Source organism: Vibrio sp. MarTm2, assembly GCF_027587055.1.
Classification (GTDB): Bacteria; Pseudomonadota; Gammaproteobacteria; order Enterobacterales; family Vibrionaceae; genus Vibrio; species Vibrio sinaloensis_D.
Genome location: NZ_JAPPTK010000004.1, coordinates 191087 through 210156 on the forward strand (window position 1 = coordinate 191087; position 19070 = coordinate 210156).

Sequence of the window (19070 nt, forward strand, 5' to 3'; positions counted from 1 at the left end):
TAACCGATGTTGGCTGAAATCTTAACCAGAGCGCAACGCTACACAATTGAAACTAACCAAAATGGCAACACGAACCATTTACCTATGGCGCTGGTGGCATTGAATAAAATGGGAGCGAATCATGATCAGCTAGAGGCATATTACGCTAAATACGCCCATTTGCTGGTTTCGAGAGAGATACCACGCACAACTGCCTACTTTGAATGGGAAGCTCACTTAGGGGATAAGAGTGCCTTTGAACACTATCTCAATTACTTTCTTCGCCAAGTGGAACGTCAAGGCATTGCGGGCACCTTACGCACCTACCTTGATCGACTGATGCCAGGTTGCGGAGCATCAGCGTTTCACGCGGTGATCCGCTTGAGCTACGGCGTTCAAGTCCAAAATAATACTGAGGTTGCGTTTGGATTGGCAGATCTGGCAAGCAGTTATTTGCCTGTTAGCGAGCCGCTGCCATGTACACAAAATCTGAGAGAGGTGCTCGAGAGCGCATTGTCTACGTATGAGGGCGTAAATGTTCAAGGAGGGTTGATTTCAGCCCGTATGTTGTCCGTGGTAGAGAATCCACGCTTTGAAAGTGTCAATTACGCGCCACGATCACTGGATATTGCGCAAATCAGTGAGCTGGTGGCAGAACTTTATCTAAAGAGTCGCGACTTTACTGTGTTGCATGCAGTGACAAGCTGCCATGCAATGCGCTATCTCAGTGATTATTTTGTCCAACCAGAGCGCTCTCTGCGTTATTACTGGGCTGCATTGATTGCAGCGGTACTTTCTGTAGAGGATTTACGTTTTGGCTCTTTACCTACGATAAAGCTAAAACCGTTATCTGACATGAGTTTCAATGCTGTATTAAACAGCGAAGATAGCCACGTTATTAAGCTCGCGTGGAGCTGTTTGGATGAGTTTCGACATTATCAATCTGAACATCATTTCAAGATTCTAACCATGCTGATGGAGGAGTATTGCTGATGAACAACCTGCCGCAAAGGGTGTTAATGCGCTAAGTCAGTCACTTCAAAGTGAGTTTTAGCCAAAAAATGGAACGATAAAGAAAAAGCGCTCAGATGAGCGCTTTTTCAATGTGCTTCGGGGCAGATGTGTTATTTCTTGCGGCAGTACTCTGCGATAACATACATTGACTGGCCACCATTTGCTTTACCCGATACCAGTTTTGGATCATCACCGATGCTGATGCCGCGAATAACGGTACCTTGTTTGATGACTTGGTTTGTGCCTTTCACCGGAAGATCTTTGATCACTGTTACGTCGTCACCTTTTTTCAGTTCAACGCCGTTGCAATCCAACGGTTTGTCATCCGCCGACATGCCTTGCATCGCCCAGTTCATTTGTTCTTCTTCCATGTACATCATGTCGAGTGCATCTTGCGCCCAGCTTTCAGTATTAAGACGAGTCAATTGACGCCACGCCGTAACTTGAACAGCAGGGACTTGGCTCCACATACTGTCATTTAGACAACGCCAGTGGTTGATGTCTTTTGGATCATCAATCTCACCTAGACACTTGTCACACACCATGATGCCGTAATCTACTGTCACATGGCTGTGTGGCGGTACCGCGTATGCCGTTAGTGGCGCGTCAGCAGCACAAAGTTCACATTTAGATTGGCAGCGTTCTAGCATAGTAGCTTCAGAAGACATAGTAGACTCACATTGTTTGGGTGTTGATAAGGGCGGCTATTATGCACGTTATCCGCAGAAAATAAAGGGGCATCCGGTAAAGCAAAGGTTTTAATTATGGAAACTGACAGAACTCTTACGTTTGTAATGAGAAATGAAACATGTGGAATTATTTCAATAACCTATGTTGAGTGACAATGTCACAACTTGAGTCATTTCTTTACCTTGTTAGTCGTTCTAGGCATAATCCGCTTTGTTGTTATAGCAATTTAATAGGTTAGGCGTTGGAACTACTTTCTATCGATTTTCTTGGAAAGCCGCTTCGGCTGGAAGGCTCAATGGCAGGCTGGCAGCAGCTGTTTTGGGATAATCAGGTCGTGTCACAGTTAAATGCAGATTCAGAACGAGATGAGAGCATTCACCAGTTCACCTTGTTAAGCGGGGAACAAGAGTTTACGTGCAAATTGGAAGTGGATTTGCAGTGGCAGCCTTTTGTCTTGTCATATAAGGCGACAATGAACGACCAGATGGTTGCCGAAGGTCGAAGAGATACCAAAGATATCGAGCGACAGGTTCCATTTAATCCACCCAAACCCGAACGACGGTTCAGTCTAATAGGCTTGCTCTCATTGGGCATGAAAGCACTCAAAAGTGCTAAGCTCATCAAAGTTGTCCTCGCGTCGGCAAGTCTTGCCGCTTATTCATGGCTGTTCTCGTTTCAATTTGCTCTCGCATTGATCGCATGTTTGGTGTTTCATGAGTATGGCCATGTGCGGGCGATGAAGTATTTCGGAATGAAAACCCGAGGCATCTATCTTGTTCCTTTTTTAGGAGGATTAGCGCTTAGCGACGAGAAGATAAACACCCGTTGGCAAGACGTGGTCATTTCAATTATGGGTCCAATGTTTGGCTTTATTCTTTCGTTGATATTGATGGTTGCTTACTGGATCACAGGGGAGATGTTCTTTGCGGGGTTAGCGGTGTTTAACGCCTTTTTGAACCTATTCAATTTACTGCCGATCTTGCCGTTAGATGGCGGCCACGTACTCAAAAGCATCAGTTTCTCGATGAACAGCTTGGCGGGTATTGTGCTGTGTACATTGGCTGCTCTCGGTGGTGTCGTACTCAGCTACAGCCTGGGACTGACTCTTTTCGGCTTCTTGCTGATTATGGGGACACTTGAAATCGTCTTGGAGTGGCGTGGTCGACATCACAGTCATCTGTTACCGCTCGATCGCTACGGCCAGTTAGTATCCGCAATTTGGTATTTGGCGCTGGTGGCCGGGCTAATTGGAATCATTTGGTATTTCGCCGGCACGGGCGATCAGTTGCTGCAATTGCCACTGTTGATACTTGGAACGTAATGGAAAGGGAGCATGGTGCTCCCTTTATTATTTCTCACAGTTTGGCCGAGTAGTATCCGTTGTTGGTAAACGTGCGATTGTCGACTTTAAATCTTGAATTCGTGTTTTGTGTGATGGGTGAGTAGAAAGTAGTTCAGGTGGTTGATTGCCTCCAGACGCGGCCGCCATGTTTTGCCACAAACTGACACTCTGGTTAGGATCAAAACCCGCGTTCGCCATCAACTCTAAACCTACAATGTCAGCTTCTGATTCTTGGCTTCTGCCATACGGGAGCAACACGCCATATTGCACGCCTAACCCAAGTGCTGCCATAGTAACGTTTCGGTACTGGGCATAATCTGAGGACCCTAAGGCAACATTGGTGATCTGCAATCCGGCGCTCGCCAATTGTGATTGAGATAAGCGTTCATTACTGTGATCAGCCAAAACGTGGGCAATCTCATGTCCGATCACAGTCGCCAGTTGATCTTGGTTTTTGGCAACATTTAATAGCCCTGTATAGACACCAATTTTACCTCCCGGCAGCGCGAACGCGTTGACTTGGTCGCTATCAAATACCACGACCTCCCAATCACTAAAACTGGCTTGCTTCGGGACATGTTGAGTGACGCTTCTGGCAACACATTGCACGTAAGCATTGACGCGAGCATCTTTGCTAATCGGCTGTTGCTGCTTCATTTGTTCAAATGACTGTGCGCCAAGTGAGCTCATGTCGGAATCGGAAAAGAGCAGCACTTGGTTTCTTCCTGTTGGAGATGCAGTACATGCCGTTAAGGTAACAGCAATGAGAATAGATGAAAGCTTATTGAGAGTGGGCATTGGATTCTCCACTTAGCGACTGTATTCAGCAAATAATAACATTAGGTTACAATCGCATGCACAGAAATAAATGGAAATAAGCATGAGCACTATCTGGAAACGCAAAATCGATCTAGAACGTTTAAACGCGACGTCAAAAAATACCTTGATAGATCACTTAAATATTATTTATAGCGCAGTGGGTGATGACTACATTGAAGCGACCATGCCAGTTTGTCATTTTACCCACCAGCCTTTGGGCATGCTCCACGGCGGCGCGTCAGTGGTGTTGGCAGAAACGCTTGGCTCAGTAGCCGCCAACTTCTGCGTTGAGGAAGACGCCTATTGCGTTGGGCTTGATATCAACGCAAACCACGTACGGTCGATGCGCACAGGTCAGGTGATTGGTCGTGCGACACCCATTCATCTTGGAGTTTCGACTCAAGTATGGCAAATCAATATCACTGATGAGAGAGAGCGCTTAGTGTGTACCAGCCGATTGACCATTGCCGTCAAAAAAAAGAAAAACGACAAGCAAACCATTAAGGCGAATCAGAATGGTCATTGATTTTAAAAGCGGAAAAGTGATTGTCACACCGCACGAGCTAGTGGTGAAACTTGTGGGTGAGCACATGGTGACACTTCAGGCGCAAACCGATGCCCTGCAACTAATTGGTCGCGGTGCAAATGTCATCGCCGCGAATGGCAGTGAAACGAAATGGTCGATAAAACTGGATGATGAGCAGCAGCTTAGAGCGATCGCGAATGAAATCGGCATTGAGATTCAATAGCGCTGCATAAACGCTTGATTCTTTCCACTAAATAGGGAAACTTAGTGACAAAGAAAAACAAGTGAGTTTCCCCTTTATGAGTAGCCCTCGACTTCGCGTCCAGTTTGAAACCCTATTTGAACACTACAATGGTCAAGATTGTGGTGTTCAACTCGATGAAATCACAGATGTTCTGTTCTGCACCCGCCGCAATGCACGTATTGTATTGAATAAAATGGAAGAGCAGGGCTGGATCGAGTGGCACCCCGCGCCTGGACGAGGAAAGCTCTCTCAGCTTATTTTTAAGCGCAGTCGTGCAGACGTTAGCGAAAACCTAGCCAGACGCTATCTTGAAGAGGGCAAGATTGGCCAAGCGCTCCAAGTATTAGACCAAGATACCGCCAAATTGGCTCAAGTTGTCGAAAGCTATCTGGGTGTTCAACATCAAGAAGGTCAGCAAGTTGTTCGCTTACCCTATTACCGTCAACTGTCGATGCTTAACCCTCGCAAGCCGATTCGCCGTTCTGAGCAACATATCATCAGGCAGGTGTTTAGTGGCTTAACTCGACTTGATGAAAACGATCAGCTTCAACCAGACTTAGCGCACACCTGGGAAAGGCTGAGCGAAACGCACTGGCGCTTTTACTTGCGACCAAGTGTCCGTTTCCACAATGGTGATTTACTCACCACGGAGGCGGTGCTCGAATCTCTCTGTTCGTTACAAGACAAACAGCTTTTTTCTCATTTACGCCAAATCGATTCGCCAAGCCGCTACGTTATAGACATACATACAAGCCGAGCTGATTATCATCTGCCATTGTTGCTTTCTGAAGCCTGCGCAAAAATTCTGTTACAGGGTAGCGAGCAAAGTGACGATTATGACGTTTTCCCAATCGGGACTGGCCCCTACAAGATTACGCAAAACGATGAAAAGCGTTTAGTACTGCAAGCCTTTGATGGCTATTTTGGCTTTCGACCGCTACTCGATAGTATTGAAGTTTGGGTGATCGATGATGTTCACTCATCGATGGTATTTCCCAGTCTTAGTGGCCCCATTAAGCCCGAAACCGGCACGTTCTCTGAAGAAGTCGAACTTGATCCCGGTTGTACCTACTTGCTTCTGAATCGAAAAACAGGCTTGGCGAAATCGAGTGAGTGGGCGAACTACTTTAGCCAAAGGCTAGGGGCGTTAAACCTTTATCAACAGTTGCCTCAGGAGAAAATCGTCGAGCTGGGTGTGCTTCCCGCTCACGGTTTAAAGCCTGGTTGGTATCACCATACACGACAAGGTAATTACACCTCTCCTCCGTCTTACCACACAGTAAAAATTGCTTACCATGGTGAACATCCCATGTTCCCCACGCTAGTTAAATGTATAGAGACGATACTCAAGCAAGATAACTTGGATGTTGAGTTGGTCAAATACAGTGTTTTTGCACCAGATATTGATGATATTGATATTTGGGTGAAGCCAATGGGTATCGCAAACAATCGAGATGATGCACTAGCGGGTTGGCTGCTGAATTATAGCGATATTTCTCTTTTTAGCCGCAGTGATGATTTTGAATATTGGACTAAAGTCGTAGAAGAGTGGCAAGCCAAAGAAAATGCTGCTTTCCCCGCCAGAGAGCTAGGAAAATCCTTAGTCGAAAAAATGCAGATTATCCCAATGTTTCACTGTTGGTTGGGCGTGAGCAAAGATCAATGTGGCTCACTGCAAAATGCAAAATGCAACGCCTTGGGTTGGTTTGACTTTAGCCAAGTTTGGATAAAACCTGAATCACTGAGCGAGGACGAGATGGGTAATGGCGAAACCTAATAAAAAACAACCGTCTAAAACAGTCTGTATCTATTGCTCCAAATGCAAAACTCAGCTGTTTAAATATCGCAAAGGGGGCAAGGGCGCTCTGGTTAAGTGTTTCAAAGAGCGCATTGTCGAAGATTACACGCAGCGGCCATGCATTTGCCCTTCATGTGGTATCGAATTTGCGCGCGATACACTCGTCCGAGGAACGCCTGCATTTAAGATGATTGGCGGTAAAGTCACTATGAAATAGCAGAATAAAAGAATTAAATATTTAACAACTTATCAACCATAAAGGGTGGTGATTAGTGTTGAAAACGAGTCATTGGGCGTCGTTTTAGAGGTGAGTCGATAAAAAACGTAAAAATCTCGTTAAAGTGTATCATTGTTTTTCAAACCTGTTAGAATATCCGCAGTTTCGATTCGGTTTTTCCAACAATTTAACAGGGGTCCACAATGGAGCTAGCTCTAATCATCACTTTCATCGTCGCATCAGCTGTAATGGTCAAGAAAGAGATGACAAGCTCAAAATAAGCCTTCATTCGTTACCTTTTTAATTCCTTTTTACGAATGAATAGTAAAAGCTCTCAGTTTTGAGGGCTTTTTTGTTTTTAGACGCTAAGAGACGAAAAAAGCCAGCATAAGCTGGCTTTTTCTATGGGTTTCATGCGGTTTAGAATTGGTAATCTACACTTATACCCCAGTTTCTACCTGGTTGTGAGCGTCTTTGAATGTTATCACTCTCTTTTTGAGCTTGAAGATCGCTGTACTCGTAGTATTTGATATCAAACGCGTTAAACAGACCTGCTCTCAATGTTAGATCGTTGATTGGTGAATAGTACGCTGTAACATCAAATACGCTGTAGCCCGGAGCATCGATGTTGTCTTCACTTGACCACTCTGTCTTACGCGCAACCATTTTTAGCGTCGCTAAACCACCAAAATTATACGTTTCATTGTCGTAACCTAAACCAACGACAGACGTGAGTGGGGCAACAGAATCTAATGACTCACCCGTGCGTTTATCCTCGCCTTCGGCATAGGCAATGTTGAACAATGAGTACATGCCTGTCGGCGCATCAAACATCTTATCGAGTAAGATTTCATTGCTAAACTCGACGCCTTTGATTTCGACTTTATCCAAGTTGGTCAGCGTAAAATGCTCATAGCCAGGACGCTTTTCTGGTAGATCTTCATGCGCAATAAAGTCTTTGTATTTGTTGAAGAATCCAACAAGCTCAAACTTCGCTAAGTCGTTTTGACCACGTAATCCTAGCTCGTAGGAAGTGCTTTTTTCAGCTTCCAACGATGAGTTTGGCGTAAAGTCTGCGCCGCTTGAGTACTCATAGTAAAGCTGCTTAACAGTAGGTGCTTTGAAGCCTTGGCTCATTTGCGCGAAGGTGCTGAGTTTATCGTTGAAATGGAACACGGCGCCCAGTTTACCCGTTAGGGCGTTGTTGCTGTTTTCTTCGTGTTCAGTATCAAAACCTTCATCGGTTGACGGGTCTGCTTTGTAGGCGTCATAACGCAGGCCAAGGTTTGCAACTAGACGGTCTTCCAGAAGGAAAATGTTATCTTGAGCAAAGACACCCCATTGCGTCATTTTTGCATCAGGAATCGTTGTTGTACCTGGTTTAGATGTGCCATTTCCGTGGAACACATCGCGGTTATCCAAACTGAAGTGGGTATTGGCAACGTTCATGCCATAAGTCAATTCATGCTCTGAAGAGCTTAAGTTTAGGATTTTGCCAAACTGCGCATCGAACTGTACGGTTTTATCAAGGGCGTTTCGCACTCGAGTTCGCCCACCGTTATAGCCAATAAAGCCCATATGGTCGATAACATCTGCATAGTTTTCGTTGATCGTTTCTGTAGTTTGATAGTTGAGATCAAGACGAAGGGAATCGAAAACAGGAGTTACTTTGGTTAGTTCGTAGTTCACTCCATAGCGTGTACGAAGCGACTCATCATTAGTTTCCGCGTTATCGTAGGTAATGATAGGAGTAGGACCAGCACCCATGTTTCTTGTCATGGTGTAGTTTTCGCTTTTTGAATCCTCGTGGTAGTTTTGTTCATTTCGCTCAAAGACAAAACCAACCTTGTGTTCATCGTTGATGGTGTAAAAAACTTTACCCAAAACATTGTTCATGTCTTTATCGGCTGGGTTTGCAATTCCACGCATTCCACCTTCGATGTCTTCGCCATCACCATAGGTTTGGGTTTCATTTCCTTGCGCATAGGTGCCGATTAGGATCGCCTCGATGTCATCCTTGCGCAGTGCGTAGGTCAGTGTGTTCTTGAATTGGCTGTCTTTTGAAGAGTAGCTCGACTTGATGCCAAAGCGCGATTCGTTCTCGTCTGTGATCAGAAAATCATCAGGGTTCTTTGTATTGACTACAACAACACCGCCTAACGCGTTTGACCCGTATAGGGTAGACGATGCACCCTTATTGATCTCAATAGACTGAAGTGTATCGACTTCAATCGCGTTAGGGTAGATGGCTTGAGTGGCGCCACCACCTGGGTTAAATGGGGTGACTTGCTGTACGCCATCAACGACTACTTTAATGCGATCGCCACCCATACCACGGATGGTAAACCCAGAAATACCAAAGCGTCCTTCCGTTGTCACGGTGATACCCGGTGTTTTATCGAGTGCTTGCTTTAAGTCTGTCGATAGAGACTTGTTAATATCTTCAGCAGAGACGGTTTCAATTGAACTCGATACGTCTGTTTTGTTTTGTTCAGTCTTAGTCGCAGAAACTACAACTTCATCGAATACTGAGTATTCTTCAGCGTGCACAGATGCTGTGAGAGCGACAATAATTGACGCAGACAGTAAAGATCGCTTATACATTTCGTTATTACCTTTAAATCCTTGATTTACGGTTGGCGTTGAACGGCGTGAATTTTATTGGATCTAAATGATAATTACTATCGTTCTCATTGTTGTTGGTTGGGTCGTAATTTATACAAGTTTACTTGTCTCAAAGATAATTTTATTAAATTACAATAAGATAGGTAAAGGGTAGCTAAGTTTAACTAGAAATAACAATCTATCGTTAATGTGATTTTTATCACATTTGTTCGGGTGTTTTAATGAAGGAATTATAAATTGTGCAAAGTCCAATCACGTTAGAAGCGCTTCATATTCTTGATGCTATCGATAGGCGAGGTAGCTTCGCAGCCGCGGCCAATGAGCTTGATAGAGCACCTTCCTCGTTGAGCTATCAAATTCAGAAGTTAGAACAAGATCTAGATATCATGATCTTCGACCGCTCTGGGCACAAAGCGAATTTTACCGAAGCGGGCCAACTTATTTTAGAAACAGGTAGAACGATACTGGCCGCAACACAAAAGTTGGTGAATGATGCAAGTGTTTTAGCTAATGGCTGGGAGCTTGATATTACTTTGGCGTTTGACGGTATTATCCCGATTGAGAACTTTTTCTCGATGGTTGATTCACTTAGTCAGGTAAGCTCAACGCGAGTAAAGCTACAAGAAGAGATCTTAGCTGGTTGTTGGGAATCGCTCGCTGATGGTCGTGCGGATTTATTGATTTGTCCAAAACTCGAAACGCTACCACACGACGTTAAGGCGGAGGTGATTGGGGCGATGGAGATGATCTGGGTCGCCGCCCCTGATCACTACGTGCATAAACGAGCCGGCGCATTTGATGATAAAGCACGGGAAAAGTACCGTGTGATTGCCATTGCAGACACCGCACGTGAACAGCCGCCTATCAGTATCAACGTGATTCAGAAACAGCCTCGTTTAACGGTCACCAATTTTGCAGCCAAAGTCTCAGCTCTGCAAAACGGTTTAGGAATAGGGACGTTACCGAAACAGAGAGCACTGGCGTTAATTGAACAAGGCAAGCTTAAACAAATAGAAGGGACAGACGCTCAGCCTATTGAAATTATTCTTGCTTGGAAGCGCAATAAGATCGGTGAGGCTAAATCTTGGTGTATTCAGTACCTGAAGAAGACGTTTAAATCCAACGCGGTTATCTAGTGGAAAGGGAGTTAAATACTCCCTTTTCTATGTCAGTTGAGAGGCAGCACCATATCGGCGGTTCCATCTTCAAACTGAATGTCGAGCTTAAAGCCCACTTTCTGCGCGAGCATCAACATGCCTCGGTTGGTTGGCATCGTCATACCCGAAATTTGCTTTGTACCTTTGTGTCGGCAGTAATCGATGATCTTTTGCATCAATATTTTCCCTAGTCCGACACCTTTCAAATCTGAGCGAATCAATATCGCGAATTCTGCGTCTGTGTTATCTGGGTTGATCAAAGCACGAGAAACGCCAATGATTTGCAACTCAGTATCGGTTTGTCGTACTGCAACAAAAGCCATTTCGCGGTCGTAATCGATTTGAGTAAAGTTGGCTAATGCTTCGTGATTGAACTCTCCAACATCGGTAAAAAAGCGTTTGTATAAATCTTCTTTCGAAACTCGGCTGATGAAGGTGGCATGATCAGGCTCATCTTCAGGGAGAATAGGGCGAAGAAGTACTTCTTCTCCTGTTTTCAGCGGGACAATTTCCTCATACTCAACTGGATAAGGTCGAATGGCCAAGCGTTGCTGAGAATCGCCGTCATATTGCTTCAGGATCAAGTCTGCATCGAGAATGGTAAATGTACTGCCATTTGCAAGCACTGGATGAATATCCAGCTCATGAACTTGAGGGCAGTCGACCACCATCTGCGATATGCGAACCAAGAGTTCAGATAGACCTTGTATGTTCATCGGTTCAGGTAATTTTTGCGGGCGGATCTTACCATTTTTGATTGCTCTAACGATCAGATAGCGTGCTAGTGTCATGTTGAGCGGCGGCAATGCTGAGGCCGCGTCGATGGACTCATCCCATTCTGAGCCGCCTTGTCCGATCAATATGACAGGTCCAAAAGTATCGTCGGTTTTGACCTTAATTCTTATTTCTTCGCCGCCTGCCAGCTTAGCCATCCCCTGAACCAAAAGGCCATGAATGTGAGCAGACGGGTAGGAGAGCTTTGCTCGATCGAGTATTGCTTCAGCCGCAGTGCCGACTTCAACACTGTTTCGTAAATTGAGCATTACGCCTTGTATGTCGGACTTGTGCGCGATATCAGGAGAGCGAAGTTTTACCGCAACTGGGTAACCAATCTGTTCGGCAACATGCACTGCTTCACTCGTGTCCGATGCGATCCAAGTGGGCAATACATTAAAGTTAAAATGCTTCAAAAATGGACCAATTTGATGGGTATCAATAGATACTGTTTTTTTATCCAGTAGCTTCTCTTCGATCCATTTTTTCGCTTCATTGAGTTCTGAAATGTGCACTGGCTCCGCCGTTGTTGGCGTTTCCATTAGTTGCTTTTGGTTTCGTCTGTATTCAACGAGGTGCATAAATGCAACGACTGCACTCTCAGGAGTCCGATAGGTCGGAAAACCGGCTTGAGTAAAAATATGTCGCGCGGGCTTGGCAGTTAATTCGCCTGACCAGTTAGTTAAGATGTTGAAACGTTTGTGGCGTGGGTGTTTTTTTACTGCATCAACAATCGCTCGAGCTGTCTGCTCTGAGTGTGCAACCGCCGAAGGACTGTGCATAATCAAGATGGCGTCTGCGCAGTCGGCATCCATCACAGCGTTCAGAGTTTGGATGTAGCGGTTGTGGTCGGCATCTCCAACCATATCGACTGGATTGCTATGGCTCCAACTTGGTGGCAGAAAAGCACTCAGGGACTCTATCGTTTGCGAAGAGAGCTCGGCGAGTTTACCACCGCGCTCGAGTAAGGTGTCTACCGCCATGATCGCCGGTCCACCACCATTGGTGATAATTGCAAGCCGCTCACCCCTTAACGGTACTGAGTGGGTGAGGGTTTCAACCGCAGCAAAGAGTTCATGAGAGTTGTTAACGCGTAGCATCCCAGTTCTGCGAATGGCGGAGTCGTAAATGATATCGAGCGTATCGCCACCGCCAGTATGGGCCTTTGCTGCTTTTCGCCCCGCGGCTGTACGACCACCTTTTAGGACCAAGATTCTTTTGTTGCGCGACGCTGCTCGAGCAGCAGACATAAACCGTCTTGCATCTTTAATTGTGTCGATATACAGCAAGATCGCTTCGGTTTGCGAGTCCCGGCTTAAATAATCAAGCAAATCGGCAAAGTCCACATCTAATGCATTGCCCAAAGAAACAAACGCCGAAAAGCCAATGTCTTTATCATTCGCCCAATCCAAAATAGTGGTGCACATAGCCGCAGATTGCGAAATGAAGGCAATCTTTCCTTTTTGTGCTGTAACGGGTGAAAAGGAAGCGTTGAAGTTTATCCAAGGAAGTACAAGCCCAAGGCTGTTTGGACCAAGCATTCGCATATTTGCTGCTTTGGCAATCTCTAAACATGTACTTTGGATACTGCTACCTTCTTCGTCTGCTAAATGCATATCGGCCGACAGGACAATCACACTTTTGACTTGCTTTTCCGCAAGCTGACGAAAAATAGCGATATTTCGAGAAGCGTTGGTGCAGACGATAGCGACATCTGGCACGACAGGCAACTCATCAATAGAGCGATAAGCTAACACGCCACAGACAGAAGAGTAGCGCGGAGTAACTGGCATTATTGCCCCTTCGAATCCACCTTGGAGAAGGTTTTTCAAAATGATGTTTCCTGCTCGCATTGGTTTGCTGGACGCACCAATTACGGCGACAGATTTAGGCTTGAGTAGGTGAGTTAACTGGCTCATAGAAGGGCTCCAACCAAGACGATAGACAAATCGTAACCAAGCTGAAGAGGTTTTGCGCAACTGATTTGACGTTGTTTTAATCAGATCACTGTGGCTCTGATTGAGATTGTGCCTTGCGTCACAGAGTATTGTTATATAATTAAAATGCTGGGTTGATTCTAAGTCACTCTAACGGCATGATTTACAGTAATTTCTATATAAGGCATTTGAAAATTCCATGAAAAAAATTGCGATTGTTGGTTTATCCGTACTATTGAGTGCATGTGTCTCGAGCGATTACGTTACAGATGTGAGTTCAGAAAGTTACCGTGAAGACTACAAAACAGCGAAGGTTGAAAAGCCCGTTGTGTCTCAGCAGGAAATGACCGAAGGGGTGACTGAGAAGAACGTAGAACCAAACGTGGTGAAAATGGCACCAGTTGTAGAACAGCCTAAATCAAAGCCAGCGGTAGCAATTACTCCTCCAAGTGCCAAACAGAAAGCAATGAACTCACGCTATGGTTTCACCATTCAGGTTGTTGCCGTTGGATCGCAAACCAAAGTTGATCAATTTGCGCGTAAACTTCCGCGCGGTGAACAGCCAATTTGGGAAAACTACAAAATGGTCAATGGCACCAAGTGGTACACCGTTCTATACGGCGATTACGCAACGCGTATGGACGCTAAAGAAGCCATAGCGAGCTTGCCTGAGGAGTTTCAAAATCTTAAACCGTTCGTGAAAAGTATCGATGCGATCAAGAATTCTGAATACCCAACATTGAACAAGTTAAACTAATCAAATAATCGAAAGGGGCGTCTAGCCCCTTTTTGATGCCTAATTTTTGGTCACTCATTTGCCTGACAGGTTATGGGGGCGTTTATTCCCGTGTAACTTAAGTCGATTTTCATTATCATAGAGAGACCAATACCTCTGTTGTATCACGGAAAGATCTATTAATGACTCATACGACAATTCTTCTTTTATGTGGCGGCGGCTCTTCGGAGCACGAAGTCTCAATCCTATCGGCTAACTTCATTCAATCTCAACTTCAGAAAACCCCAGAGTTCAATGTAGTTCGTGTCGAAATGAAACCAGATGGCTGGTACACAGATGGTGGTGCATTGGCATACCTCGATACAAACGCCGGCACGCTCAACACTGATGAGAGTACAATCAAGTTGGATTTTGTTGTTCCTTGTATCCACGGTTATCCGGGCGAAACTGGAGACATACAATCAATGCTTGAGCTTTCTGGTATTCCATACTTAGGATGTGGACCGGAAGCGAGTACAAACAGTTTTAACAAGATCACATCGAAGCTTTGGTACGATGCCTTGGGTATTCCGAATACACCGTATTTGTTCCTTTCAAATAACGATGATATTGCTTACGCGCAAACTAAAGAAGCCTTGGCGAAATGGGGAACCATCTTTGTTAAAGCAGCAAGACAAGGATCATCAGTTGGTTGCTACAAAGTTAATGACGAAAGTCAGTTAAAGCAGTCACTTAACGACGCATTTGGTTATTCAGATCAAGTCTTGGTAGAGAAAGCCGTTAAGCCACGCGAGTTAGAAGTCGCGGCCTATGAATATCAAGGTCAGTTTTACGTTTCAAAGCCAGGCGAGATCAAAGCACCAGAAGACGCGTTTTATAGCTATGAAGAGAAGTACAGCGCATCAAGTCATTCAACCACCGATGTTGAAGCTGAAAATCTCACCGAACAACAGCTAGAAACGATCCGAGTGAACTCGCTGAAAGTTTTCACCCAGATGCGACTTCGTCATCTTTCACGCATTGATTTTTTCTTGACTCCAGAAGGGGAGATCTACCTGAATGAAGTAAACACGTTCCCAGGTATGACTCCAATTTCTATGTTCCCTAAAATGCTAGAGCACAATGGACATAGCTTTAGTGAGTTCTTGGCCGATTGCGTTAAAAGCTCGCTTTAAGAAATTGGCTTAAACGTTTTAAACACCATTCTTTCAGCGTCCGCGAGAGACCTATTACCGAGATAATGATAGGGCATCGCGGCGCTCATCCATCGGCCAACGCGCTGAATATCTTTTACTTTCATTCCTTCTTTAGCCAACTGTTTGGCGGCGCCAACACGTAGTGATTGACCTGAGAACTGAACACTCAATCCCAGTAACTCACTTGCTCCCCGAACGATACGATAAATAGACGAGTCATTTAGCTTGTCTGCGCCAATGTTGCCGTGTTTATCGATAGAAGAAAAAAGCCAACGAGAAGATGAGCTACGAATAGAAAGCCATCTTCTTAGCAGTTCACTGCCTAACTCTTCCAGCTGGTAACGATTCTCTTTGATAATAACTGATAGATTCCCAGCGCTCGTTTCTACAACTTGGTCAACAGTCATATCACGTAGCTCACCGCGTTTTGCCAAACAGTGGAACATAACAAAATATAACGCTAAATTGCGGATGTCTCTTGGGTGATCTGAATGTGATAAGCGTTCTGATAATTCGTGTAGATGCTGCTCTTCAAAAGCTTGAGTGGGTTTGGCGTCTCCGTGTTTGTCGAGCCGAAGCTTAGATACTGCCACTTTTACTGCAGTCGTTGCTGAAGGGTCACGTAGACGAAGAATCCGATGAAATAAACCAATCGTGATAACGTAACGTTTTATAGTCGCATATTTTCGCTGCTTGGACTCGCGCTCTATAAACAAGCGTAATGCTGTAGCAGATGCCGGTAAAGCAGTGACATGCTTCAATTGACAGAACTGAACAAACAGATTCCAATCTTTCGTCATGGCAAGAAGAGAATTACGCGCGTACTTACGGTCGGTTAGGTAATCAACTAGCTCGATATCAACAGGGTTTATAAATTGGTCAATCAATTGTTTTTTTTCGGTTTCACAATCGATAAGGCGTATATTTTTTTTCAAGATAGAGCACTATAACCAAGAAGATTGAGATAAATATACTTGATAATGAAAGATATACAATTATTATTAAACTAACTAATTACAACAAAATGATGATTATGGCTGCTGCAACATATCGAGGGTTTACCCTGAAAACGGCTGGAAGCTCGACAGAGATCTGGCAAGTTCAGATTAAAAAACACGTGCTGTCTGGAAGTATGGCAGCGGTAAAAAAAAGCATTGATTGGTTTTGTGATACCGCAACGATAATTGATCCAAAAGAGTTCAGCTCCCTCGCTTCGAGTAAAGGGCAATCCGAAGGGAAAGCGACCCAAGAGAATTTCAACGGATACACTCTCAAGAACGATACAGGTGAAGTGAATGGTTGGTATTGCTTCTTTAATGGACGCCTGATTAAAGGTGGCAAACTTGCTATTCAGAAGCATATAGAGGCATACTTGTTGGCTAAGCAAAAAGCGGAACAACAACAGAAGAAGTAATTGTTTATGACACTTGTATATTCGACAGACGTAGGTCGTATAAAGCCTGAAGAAGAAAAAGTACAACGACCAAAAGGTGATGGCATTGTCCGCATTCAACGTCAAACTAAAGGACGTAAAGGAAAAGGTGTTTGTATCATCACCGGGTTAGACCTTGACGATGCGCCTTTAAAGCTAATGGCTGCAGAGCTTAAGAAAGTATGTGGCTGTGGCGGCTCTGTCAAAGATGGCGCAATCGAAATTCAGGGCGACGCTCGAGACAAGATCAAAGCTCATCTCGAGAAAAAAGGCTTAACGGTAAAACTAGCCGGAGGCTAACTAATAGAAGTTTGTTAATCTCTGATTACCAAACTGATTATTAGGTATTTTATGGTAAATCTGCTTATGTTCAATTGGATACTATAAGCGACGATATTGTAGGGCACCACGGTGCTCTATTTATTAATAAATACAATTTAACATAAGATAGATAATGCGCACTTTGCTATAGCTTCGTTAGGGCTACCAATCCACATAGCTAATCCACCGCAAGCCATTGATATTCGCCGTAAACTGCGCGACTCGACTTCTTACTATAGCCGACAAGTATATTGTGCATTGATAACACCATTATTATTCAAGTCTTTTTACTTGTTTAAAGATTTTATAAGATTGTGTAATGCTTGATGTTCAGCCGTGCTCAACCGAATCAGGAAGCTATTTTCCATATGAATTATAATGACCTACCTCACTGTATGATCAACAAGGGCCAATATGGCGACGTTTGGATGCCAACCAAACGACATTATGTGCTCAAGCTCGTTGGCCTAGCATTATTGATTTTAAGCTTGAGTATAATCGCCCAGATTGTCTCCGATAATGCGCCGTCACTCTTTGCTATGATATTTTCAGGCTGCCTTATATTGAGTGGCGTTTTTCTCGTCAATATAGAGAGCTACTTTGTATTTTCAGCAACTAACAATCATTTGATGAGGGTCACTCGTATTTTCGGGAGAAGCGTGGTCAAAAGATTTTTCAAAGATTGCTCCAACCTCAAATGTGATCTGAGTAAAATTGAAACTCAAAACGTTTACCAAATCAAAATGATTAAACACAAGTGGCATTTCGATTCTTTGGATGAAGCGTTGAGTTTGTGTTCATATTTATCGTTGAAACACAATGTACGCGTTATGGAAACTATATCGAAGCCTCCCTCAGAAACGATGTTTTGTGAGGATACGTTAAGACGTAAACTCAGCGGTCAGCACAAGAATCCTAGGTTTGTAGAGATTTGGGATAAGATTTCATTTGCTAAACTCACTATTCCTTTCTTTGTATTTACATTGGTAGCTGGAGTGATGAAACTATGATTTTGAGAGAAGAATCAAAAGATCTTTACATTTACCGGCAGACGGGATTAGCAAGAGCAATGACTACATCACTTGGCCTATTTATATTGATTATTGGCTTGATGAATGTCTATTATTCTGACGGTTCGAGAGCGCTCCCCATTTGGGTCACTGGTTTCTTATGCTGGCTAGGTTGGCTCGGAACCTTTGGTCGCTACGTTTGTGAGTTTGACTCGAAATTGCAGGAAGTTAGGCTGAAAGCCTCTTGTTTATACTCGGTTTTTTTTCGCCGCTACAAGCTAAATAATGTCAAGTATTTCCGCTTAACCCATAGAAAAACTTTTTCCCGTCAATACACAGTATATATGGTGCTCAATGACGAAACGTACATTGCTGTATGTACTAGTAGGTCTCAAGGACATGCCGTAGAAATGTGTAACGCTATATCCGATTTTCTGGGTAAACCAGTGCAGATAGACTTACTTTAATTTTCACGTTATCCAGTTCCCGCTAGGTATCATAGCTGATACAGGCTCCTTGATTGTAAACATATCCCATTCCTTTGCTTCTTTTGTTACGCAACTTAACCCATCGTCCCTTCTTTTGGTACTTACAGTGTCACGTTTTTGTTCACCGATAAATCTTAAATAATTAACTGCAAAATAATGCTAAACAGGCTGCATCAGGAAATGTTGCCCATTAGTCTAGTTCATAGTGATACCAATTACATTGTAACCCCACAGAATAATGCACTCCACAGAAGTGAGTACTTGCTGCCAGGTAGTTAAAAGTTGTAATTAAATTACATCTTAAATTTTTACCATTGGGCCTATAGAGAATAATTCTGATGTAAGCTGTTGATTTAAAATATAAAAATCTCAAGCAAAGTTAAATGTGGAGATTGCGCAAAGATGATTGCGACTGCGCGTTTAGCGTGCATAGATATTCATTTGGTGGTTATGTCATCGCAAAGAGAGAGCGAGCAAGACTTGACGTTTGGTTATAGTGCGGTAGTTGGATGAGAATGAAGGCTAGTTGATGAGTACCCTGCCCTGATGACCGGGTACTATTTGATGAGGTTATGAGTTCTGTTTTTTCGCTTGTTCGCGGATTTGTTCTGCAACAACTTTGATTGCTTGAGCGGTGCTCATTCCTTCTGACATTAGCTTTTGAATCTTTTCAACAGCTTCTTGTTGTTCGGCGTGGCTGAGAGGAGGTAAATCATCAAACATAAAAAAGGCTCCTAGTTTATTAGGAGCCGACTATATTATGTT

19 protein-coding genes are annotated in these 19070 nt (G+C 44.1%); 12 read left to right on the top strand and 7 right to left on the bottom strand.

From position 1 onward, the window contains the following. Positions 1-6: 6 nt before the first annotated feature. A complete protein-coding gene (locus tag OH458_RS11225; RefSeq protein ID WP_269978400.1) occupies positions 7-972 on the top strand; it encodes a questin oxidase family protein in 966 nt (321 codons plus the stop codon). 131 nt (positions 973-1103) lie between these two features. On the opposite strand, the gene OH458_RS11230 is transcribed toward OH458_RS11225, so the two are convergent. Beyond that, the gene (locus OH458_RS11230) at positions 1104-1661 is read right to left on the bottom strand and encodes a PhnA domain-containing protein (protein WP_038136847.1); all 558 of its coding nucleotides are present in this window, start codon (positions 1659-1661) and stop codon (positions 1104-1106) included. A 263-nt stretch (positions 1662-1924) separates the two neighbouring features. On the opposite strand from OH458_RS11230, the gene OH458_RS11235 reads away from it, so the two are divergent. Further along, complete coding sequence (locus OH458_RS11235; protein WP_269978401.1) at positions 1925-3004, top strand: site-2 protease family protein; 1080 nt, start codon at positions 1925-1927, stop codon at positions 3002-3004. A 27-nt stretch (positions 3005-3031) separates the two neighbouring features. Here the strand turns inward: OH458_RS11235 and OH458_RS11240 are convergent, their stop codons facing one another. Next, on the bottom strand, positions 3032-3823 hold the full coding sequence (locus tag OH458_RS11240) for a M48 family metallopeptidase (RefSeq protein ID WP_269978402.1): 792 nt from the start codon (positions 3821-3823) through the stop codon (positions 3032-3034). 82 nt (positions 3824-3905) lie between these two features. On the opposite strand from OH458_RS11240, the gene OH458_RS11245 reads away from it, so the two are divergent. The 4 genes from OH458_RS11245 (at position 3906) to OH458_RS11260 (ending at position 6629) form a co-directional block, all read left to right on the top strand. Continuing rightward, positions 3906-4370: a hotdog fold thioesterase gene (locus OH458_RS11245; protein ID WP_038190482.1), complete on the top strand. Its 465-nt coding sequence runs from the start codon at positions 3906-3908 to the stop codon at positions 4368-4370. After that, entirely contained in the window at positions 4360-4593 is a 234-nt protein-coding gene (locus OH458_RS11250) for a DUF3389 domain-containing protein (protein ID WP_038136860.1), read from the top strand. Before OH458_RS11245 ends, OH458_RS11250 begins: the two co-directional genes overlap by 11 nt. Before the next feature lie 76 nt (positions 4594-4669). Further along, a complete protein-coding gene (locus tag OH458_RS11255; RefSeq protein ID WP_269978403.1) occupies positions 4670-6391 on the top strand; it encodes an SgrR family transcriptional regulator in 1722 nt (573 codons plus the stop codon). Next, positions 6378-6629, top strand: a complete 252-nt coding sequence (locus OH458_RS11260) for a hypothetical protein (RefSeq protein ID WP_269978404.1) — start codon at positions 6378-6380, stop codon at positions 6627-6629. The genes OH458_RS11255 and OH458_RS11260 overlap by 14 nt, the downstream gene beginning before the upstream one ends. A 420-nt stretch (positions 6630-7049) precedes the next feature. Here OH458_RS11260 and OH458_RS11265 read toward each other — a convergent pair whose 3' ends face one another. Beyond that, the gene (locus OH458_RS11265) at positions 7050-9233 is read right to left on the bottom strand and encodes a TonB-dependent hemoglobin/transferrin/lactoferrin family receptor (protein WP_269978405.1); all 2184 of its coding nucleotides are present in this window, start codon (positions 9231-9233) and stop codon (positions 7050-7052) included. 260 nt (positions 9234-9493) lie between these two features. Between OH458_RS11265 and OH458_RS11270 the strand changes: the two genes are divergently transcribed. Then, positions 9494-10390 carry a LysR family transcriptional regulator gene (locus OH458_RS11270; protein ID WP_038136871.1) on the top strand — a complete coding sequence of 299 codons (897 nt, stop codon included), beginning with the start codon at positions 9494-9496 and terminating at the stop codon, positions 10388-10390. A 32-nt stretch (positions 10391-10422) separates the two neighbouring features. Here the strand turns inward: OH458_RS11270 and OH458_RS11275 are convergent, their stop codons facing one another. After that, positions 10423-13104, bottom strand: coding sequence for a bifunctional acetate--CoA ligase family protein/GNAT family N-acetyltransferase (locus tag OH458_RS11275; protein ID WP_269978406.1), 2682 nt, complete (start codon positions 13102-13104; stop codon positions 10423-10425). Positions 13105-13321: 217 nt separating this feature from the next. Here OH458_RS11275 and OH458_RS11280 point away from each other — a divergent pair, with 217 nt between their 5' ends. After that, positions 13322-13879 (top strand): SPOR domain-containing protein, encoded by a 558-nt coding sequence (locus OH458_RS11280; RefSeq protein WP_005473290.1) that lies wholly within the window; start codon positions 13322-13324, stop codon positions 13877-13879. A 161-nt stretch (positions 13880-14040) separates the two neighbouring features. After that, a complete protein-coding gene (locus OH458_RS11285) occupies positions 14041-15033 on the top strand; it encodes a D-alanine--D-alanine ligase (RefSeq protein WP_269978407.1) in 993 nt (330 codons plus the stop codon). Here OH458_RS11285 and OH458_RS11290 read toward each other — a convergent pair. Next, positions 15030-15989 carry a tyrosine-type recombinase/integrase gene (locus OH458_RS11290; protein ID WP_269978408.1) on the bottom strand — a complete coding sequence of 320 codons (960 nt, stop codon included), beginning with the start codon at positions 15987-15989 and terminating at the stop codon, positions 15030-15032. The genes OH458_RS11285 and OH458_RS11290 overlap by 4 nt on opposite strands. A 98-nt stretch (positions 15990-16087) precedes the next feature. Between OH458_RS11290 and OH458_RS11295 the strand changes: the two genes are divergently transcribed. Both OH458_RS11295 and yciH read left to right on the top strand, forming a co-directional pair. Next, positions 16088-16468, top strand: a complete 381-nt coding sequence (locus tag OH458_RS11295; RefSeq protein WP_038136881.1) for a DUF3319 domain-containing protein — start codon at positions 16088-16090, stop codon at positions 16466-16468. A 6-nt stretch (positions 16469-16474) separates the two neighbouring features. After that, a complete protein-coding gene (yciH, locus tag OH458_RS11300) occupies positions 16475-16786 on the top strand; it encodes a stress response translation initiation inhibitor YciH (protein WP_269978409.1) in 312 nt (103 codons plus the stop codon). A gap of 137 nt (positions 16787-16923) precedes the next feature. Here the strand turns inward: yciH and OH458_RS11305 are convergent, their stop codons facing one another. Then, positions 16924-17004 carry a DUF3693 domain-containing protein gene (locus tag OH458_RS11305; RefSeq protein WP_269978496.1) on the bottom strand — a complete coding sequence of 27 codons (81 nt, stop codon included), beginning with the start codon at positions 17002-17004 and terminating at the stop codon, positions 16924-16926. A 129-nt stretch (positions 17005-17133) separates the two neighbouring features. On the opposite strand from OH458_RS11305, the gene OH458_RS11310 reads away from it, so the two are divergent. Beyond that, positions 17134-17817, top strand: coding sequence for a hypothetical protein (locus OH458_RS11310; RefSeq protein ID WP_269978410.1), 684 nt, complete (start codon positions 17134-17136; stop codon positions 17815-17817). Positions 17818-18875: 1058 nt separating this feature from the next. On the opposite strand, the gene OH458_RS11315 is transcribed toward OH458_RS11310, so the two are convergent. Further along, positions 18876-19028: a YoaH family protein gene (locus OH458_RS11315; protein WP_005473247.1), complete on the bottom strand. Its 153-nt coding sequence runs from the start codon at positions 19026-19028 to the stop codon at positions 18876-18878. Between the last annotated feature and the right edge of the window lie 42 nt (positions 19029-19070).

Excerpts from the sequence above, each read along its gene's own strand:
- OH458_RS11265 (WP_269978405.1), bottom strand. The coding sequence starts at position 9,233 with ATGTATAAGCGATCTTTACTGTCTGCGTCAATTATTGTCGCTCTCACA.
- OH458_RS11230 (WP_038136847.1), bottom strand. The coding sequence starts at position 1,661 with ATGTCTTCTGAAGCTACTATGCTAGAACGCTGCCAATCTAAATGTGAA.
- OH458_RS11255 (WP_269978403.1), top strand. The coding sequence starts at position 4,670 with ATGAGTAGCCCTCGACTTCGCGTCCAGTTTGAAACCCTATTTGAACAC.
- yciH (WP_269978409.1), top strand. The coding sequence starts at position 16,475 with ATGACACTTGTATATTCGACAGACGTAGGTCGTATAAAGCCTGAAGAA.
- OH458_RS11250 (WP_038136860.1), top strand. The coding sequence starts at position 4,360 with ATGGTCATTGATTTTAAAAGCGGAAAAGTGATTGTCACACCGCACGAG.
- OH458_RS11260 (WP_269978404.1), top strand. The coding sequence starts at position 6,378 with ATGGCGAAACCTAATAAAAAACAACCGTCTAAAACAGTCTGTATCTAT.
- OH458_RS11285 (WP_269978407.1), top strand. The coding sequence starts at position 14,041 with ATGACTCATACGACAATTCTTCTTTTATGTGGCGGCGGCTCTTCGGAG.
- OH458_RS11225 (WP_269978400.1), top strand. The coding sequence starts at position 7 with ATGTTGGCTGAAATCTTAACCAGAGCGCAACGCTACACAATTGAAACT.
- OH458_RS11305 (WP_269978496.1), bottom strand. The coding sequence starts at position 17,004 with ATGGCTTGCGGTGGATTAGCTATGTGGATTGGTAGCCCTAACGAAGCT.
- OH458_RS11295 (WP_038136881.1), top strand. The coding sequence starts at position 16,088 with ATGGCTGCTGCAACATATCGAGGGTTTACCCTGAAAACGGCTGGAAGC.
- OH458_RS11280 (WP_005473290.1), top strand. The coding sequence starts at position 13,322 with ATGAAAAAAATTGCGATTGTTGGTTTATCCGTACTATTGAGTGCATGT.
- OH458_RS11310 (WP_269978410.1), top strand. The coding sequence starts at position 17,134 with ATGTTCAGCCGTGCTCAACCGAATCAGGAAGCTATTTTCCATATGAAT.
- OH458_RS11275 (WP_269978406.1), bottom strand. The coding sequence starts at position 13,104 with ATGAGCCAGTTAACTCACCTACTCAAGCCTAAATCTGTCGCCGTAATT.
- OH458_RS11240 (WP_269978402.1), bottom strand. The coding sequence starts at position 3,823 with ATGCCCACTCTCAATAAGCTTTCATCTATTCTCATTGCTGTTACCTTA.
- OH458_RS11245 (WP_038190482.1), top strand. The coding sequence starts at position 3,906 with ATGAGCACTATCTGGAAACGCAAAATCGATCTAGAACGTTTAAACGCG.
- OH458_RS11315 (WP_005473247.1), bottom strand. The coding sequence starts at position 19,028 with ATGTTTGATGATTTACCTCCTCTCAGCCACGCCGAACAACAAGAAGCT.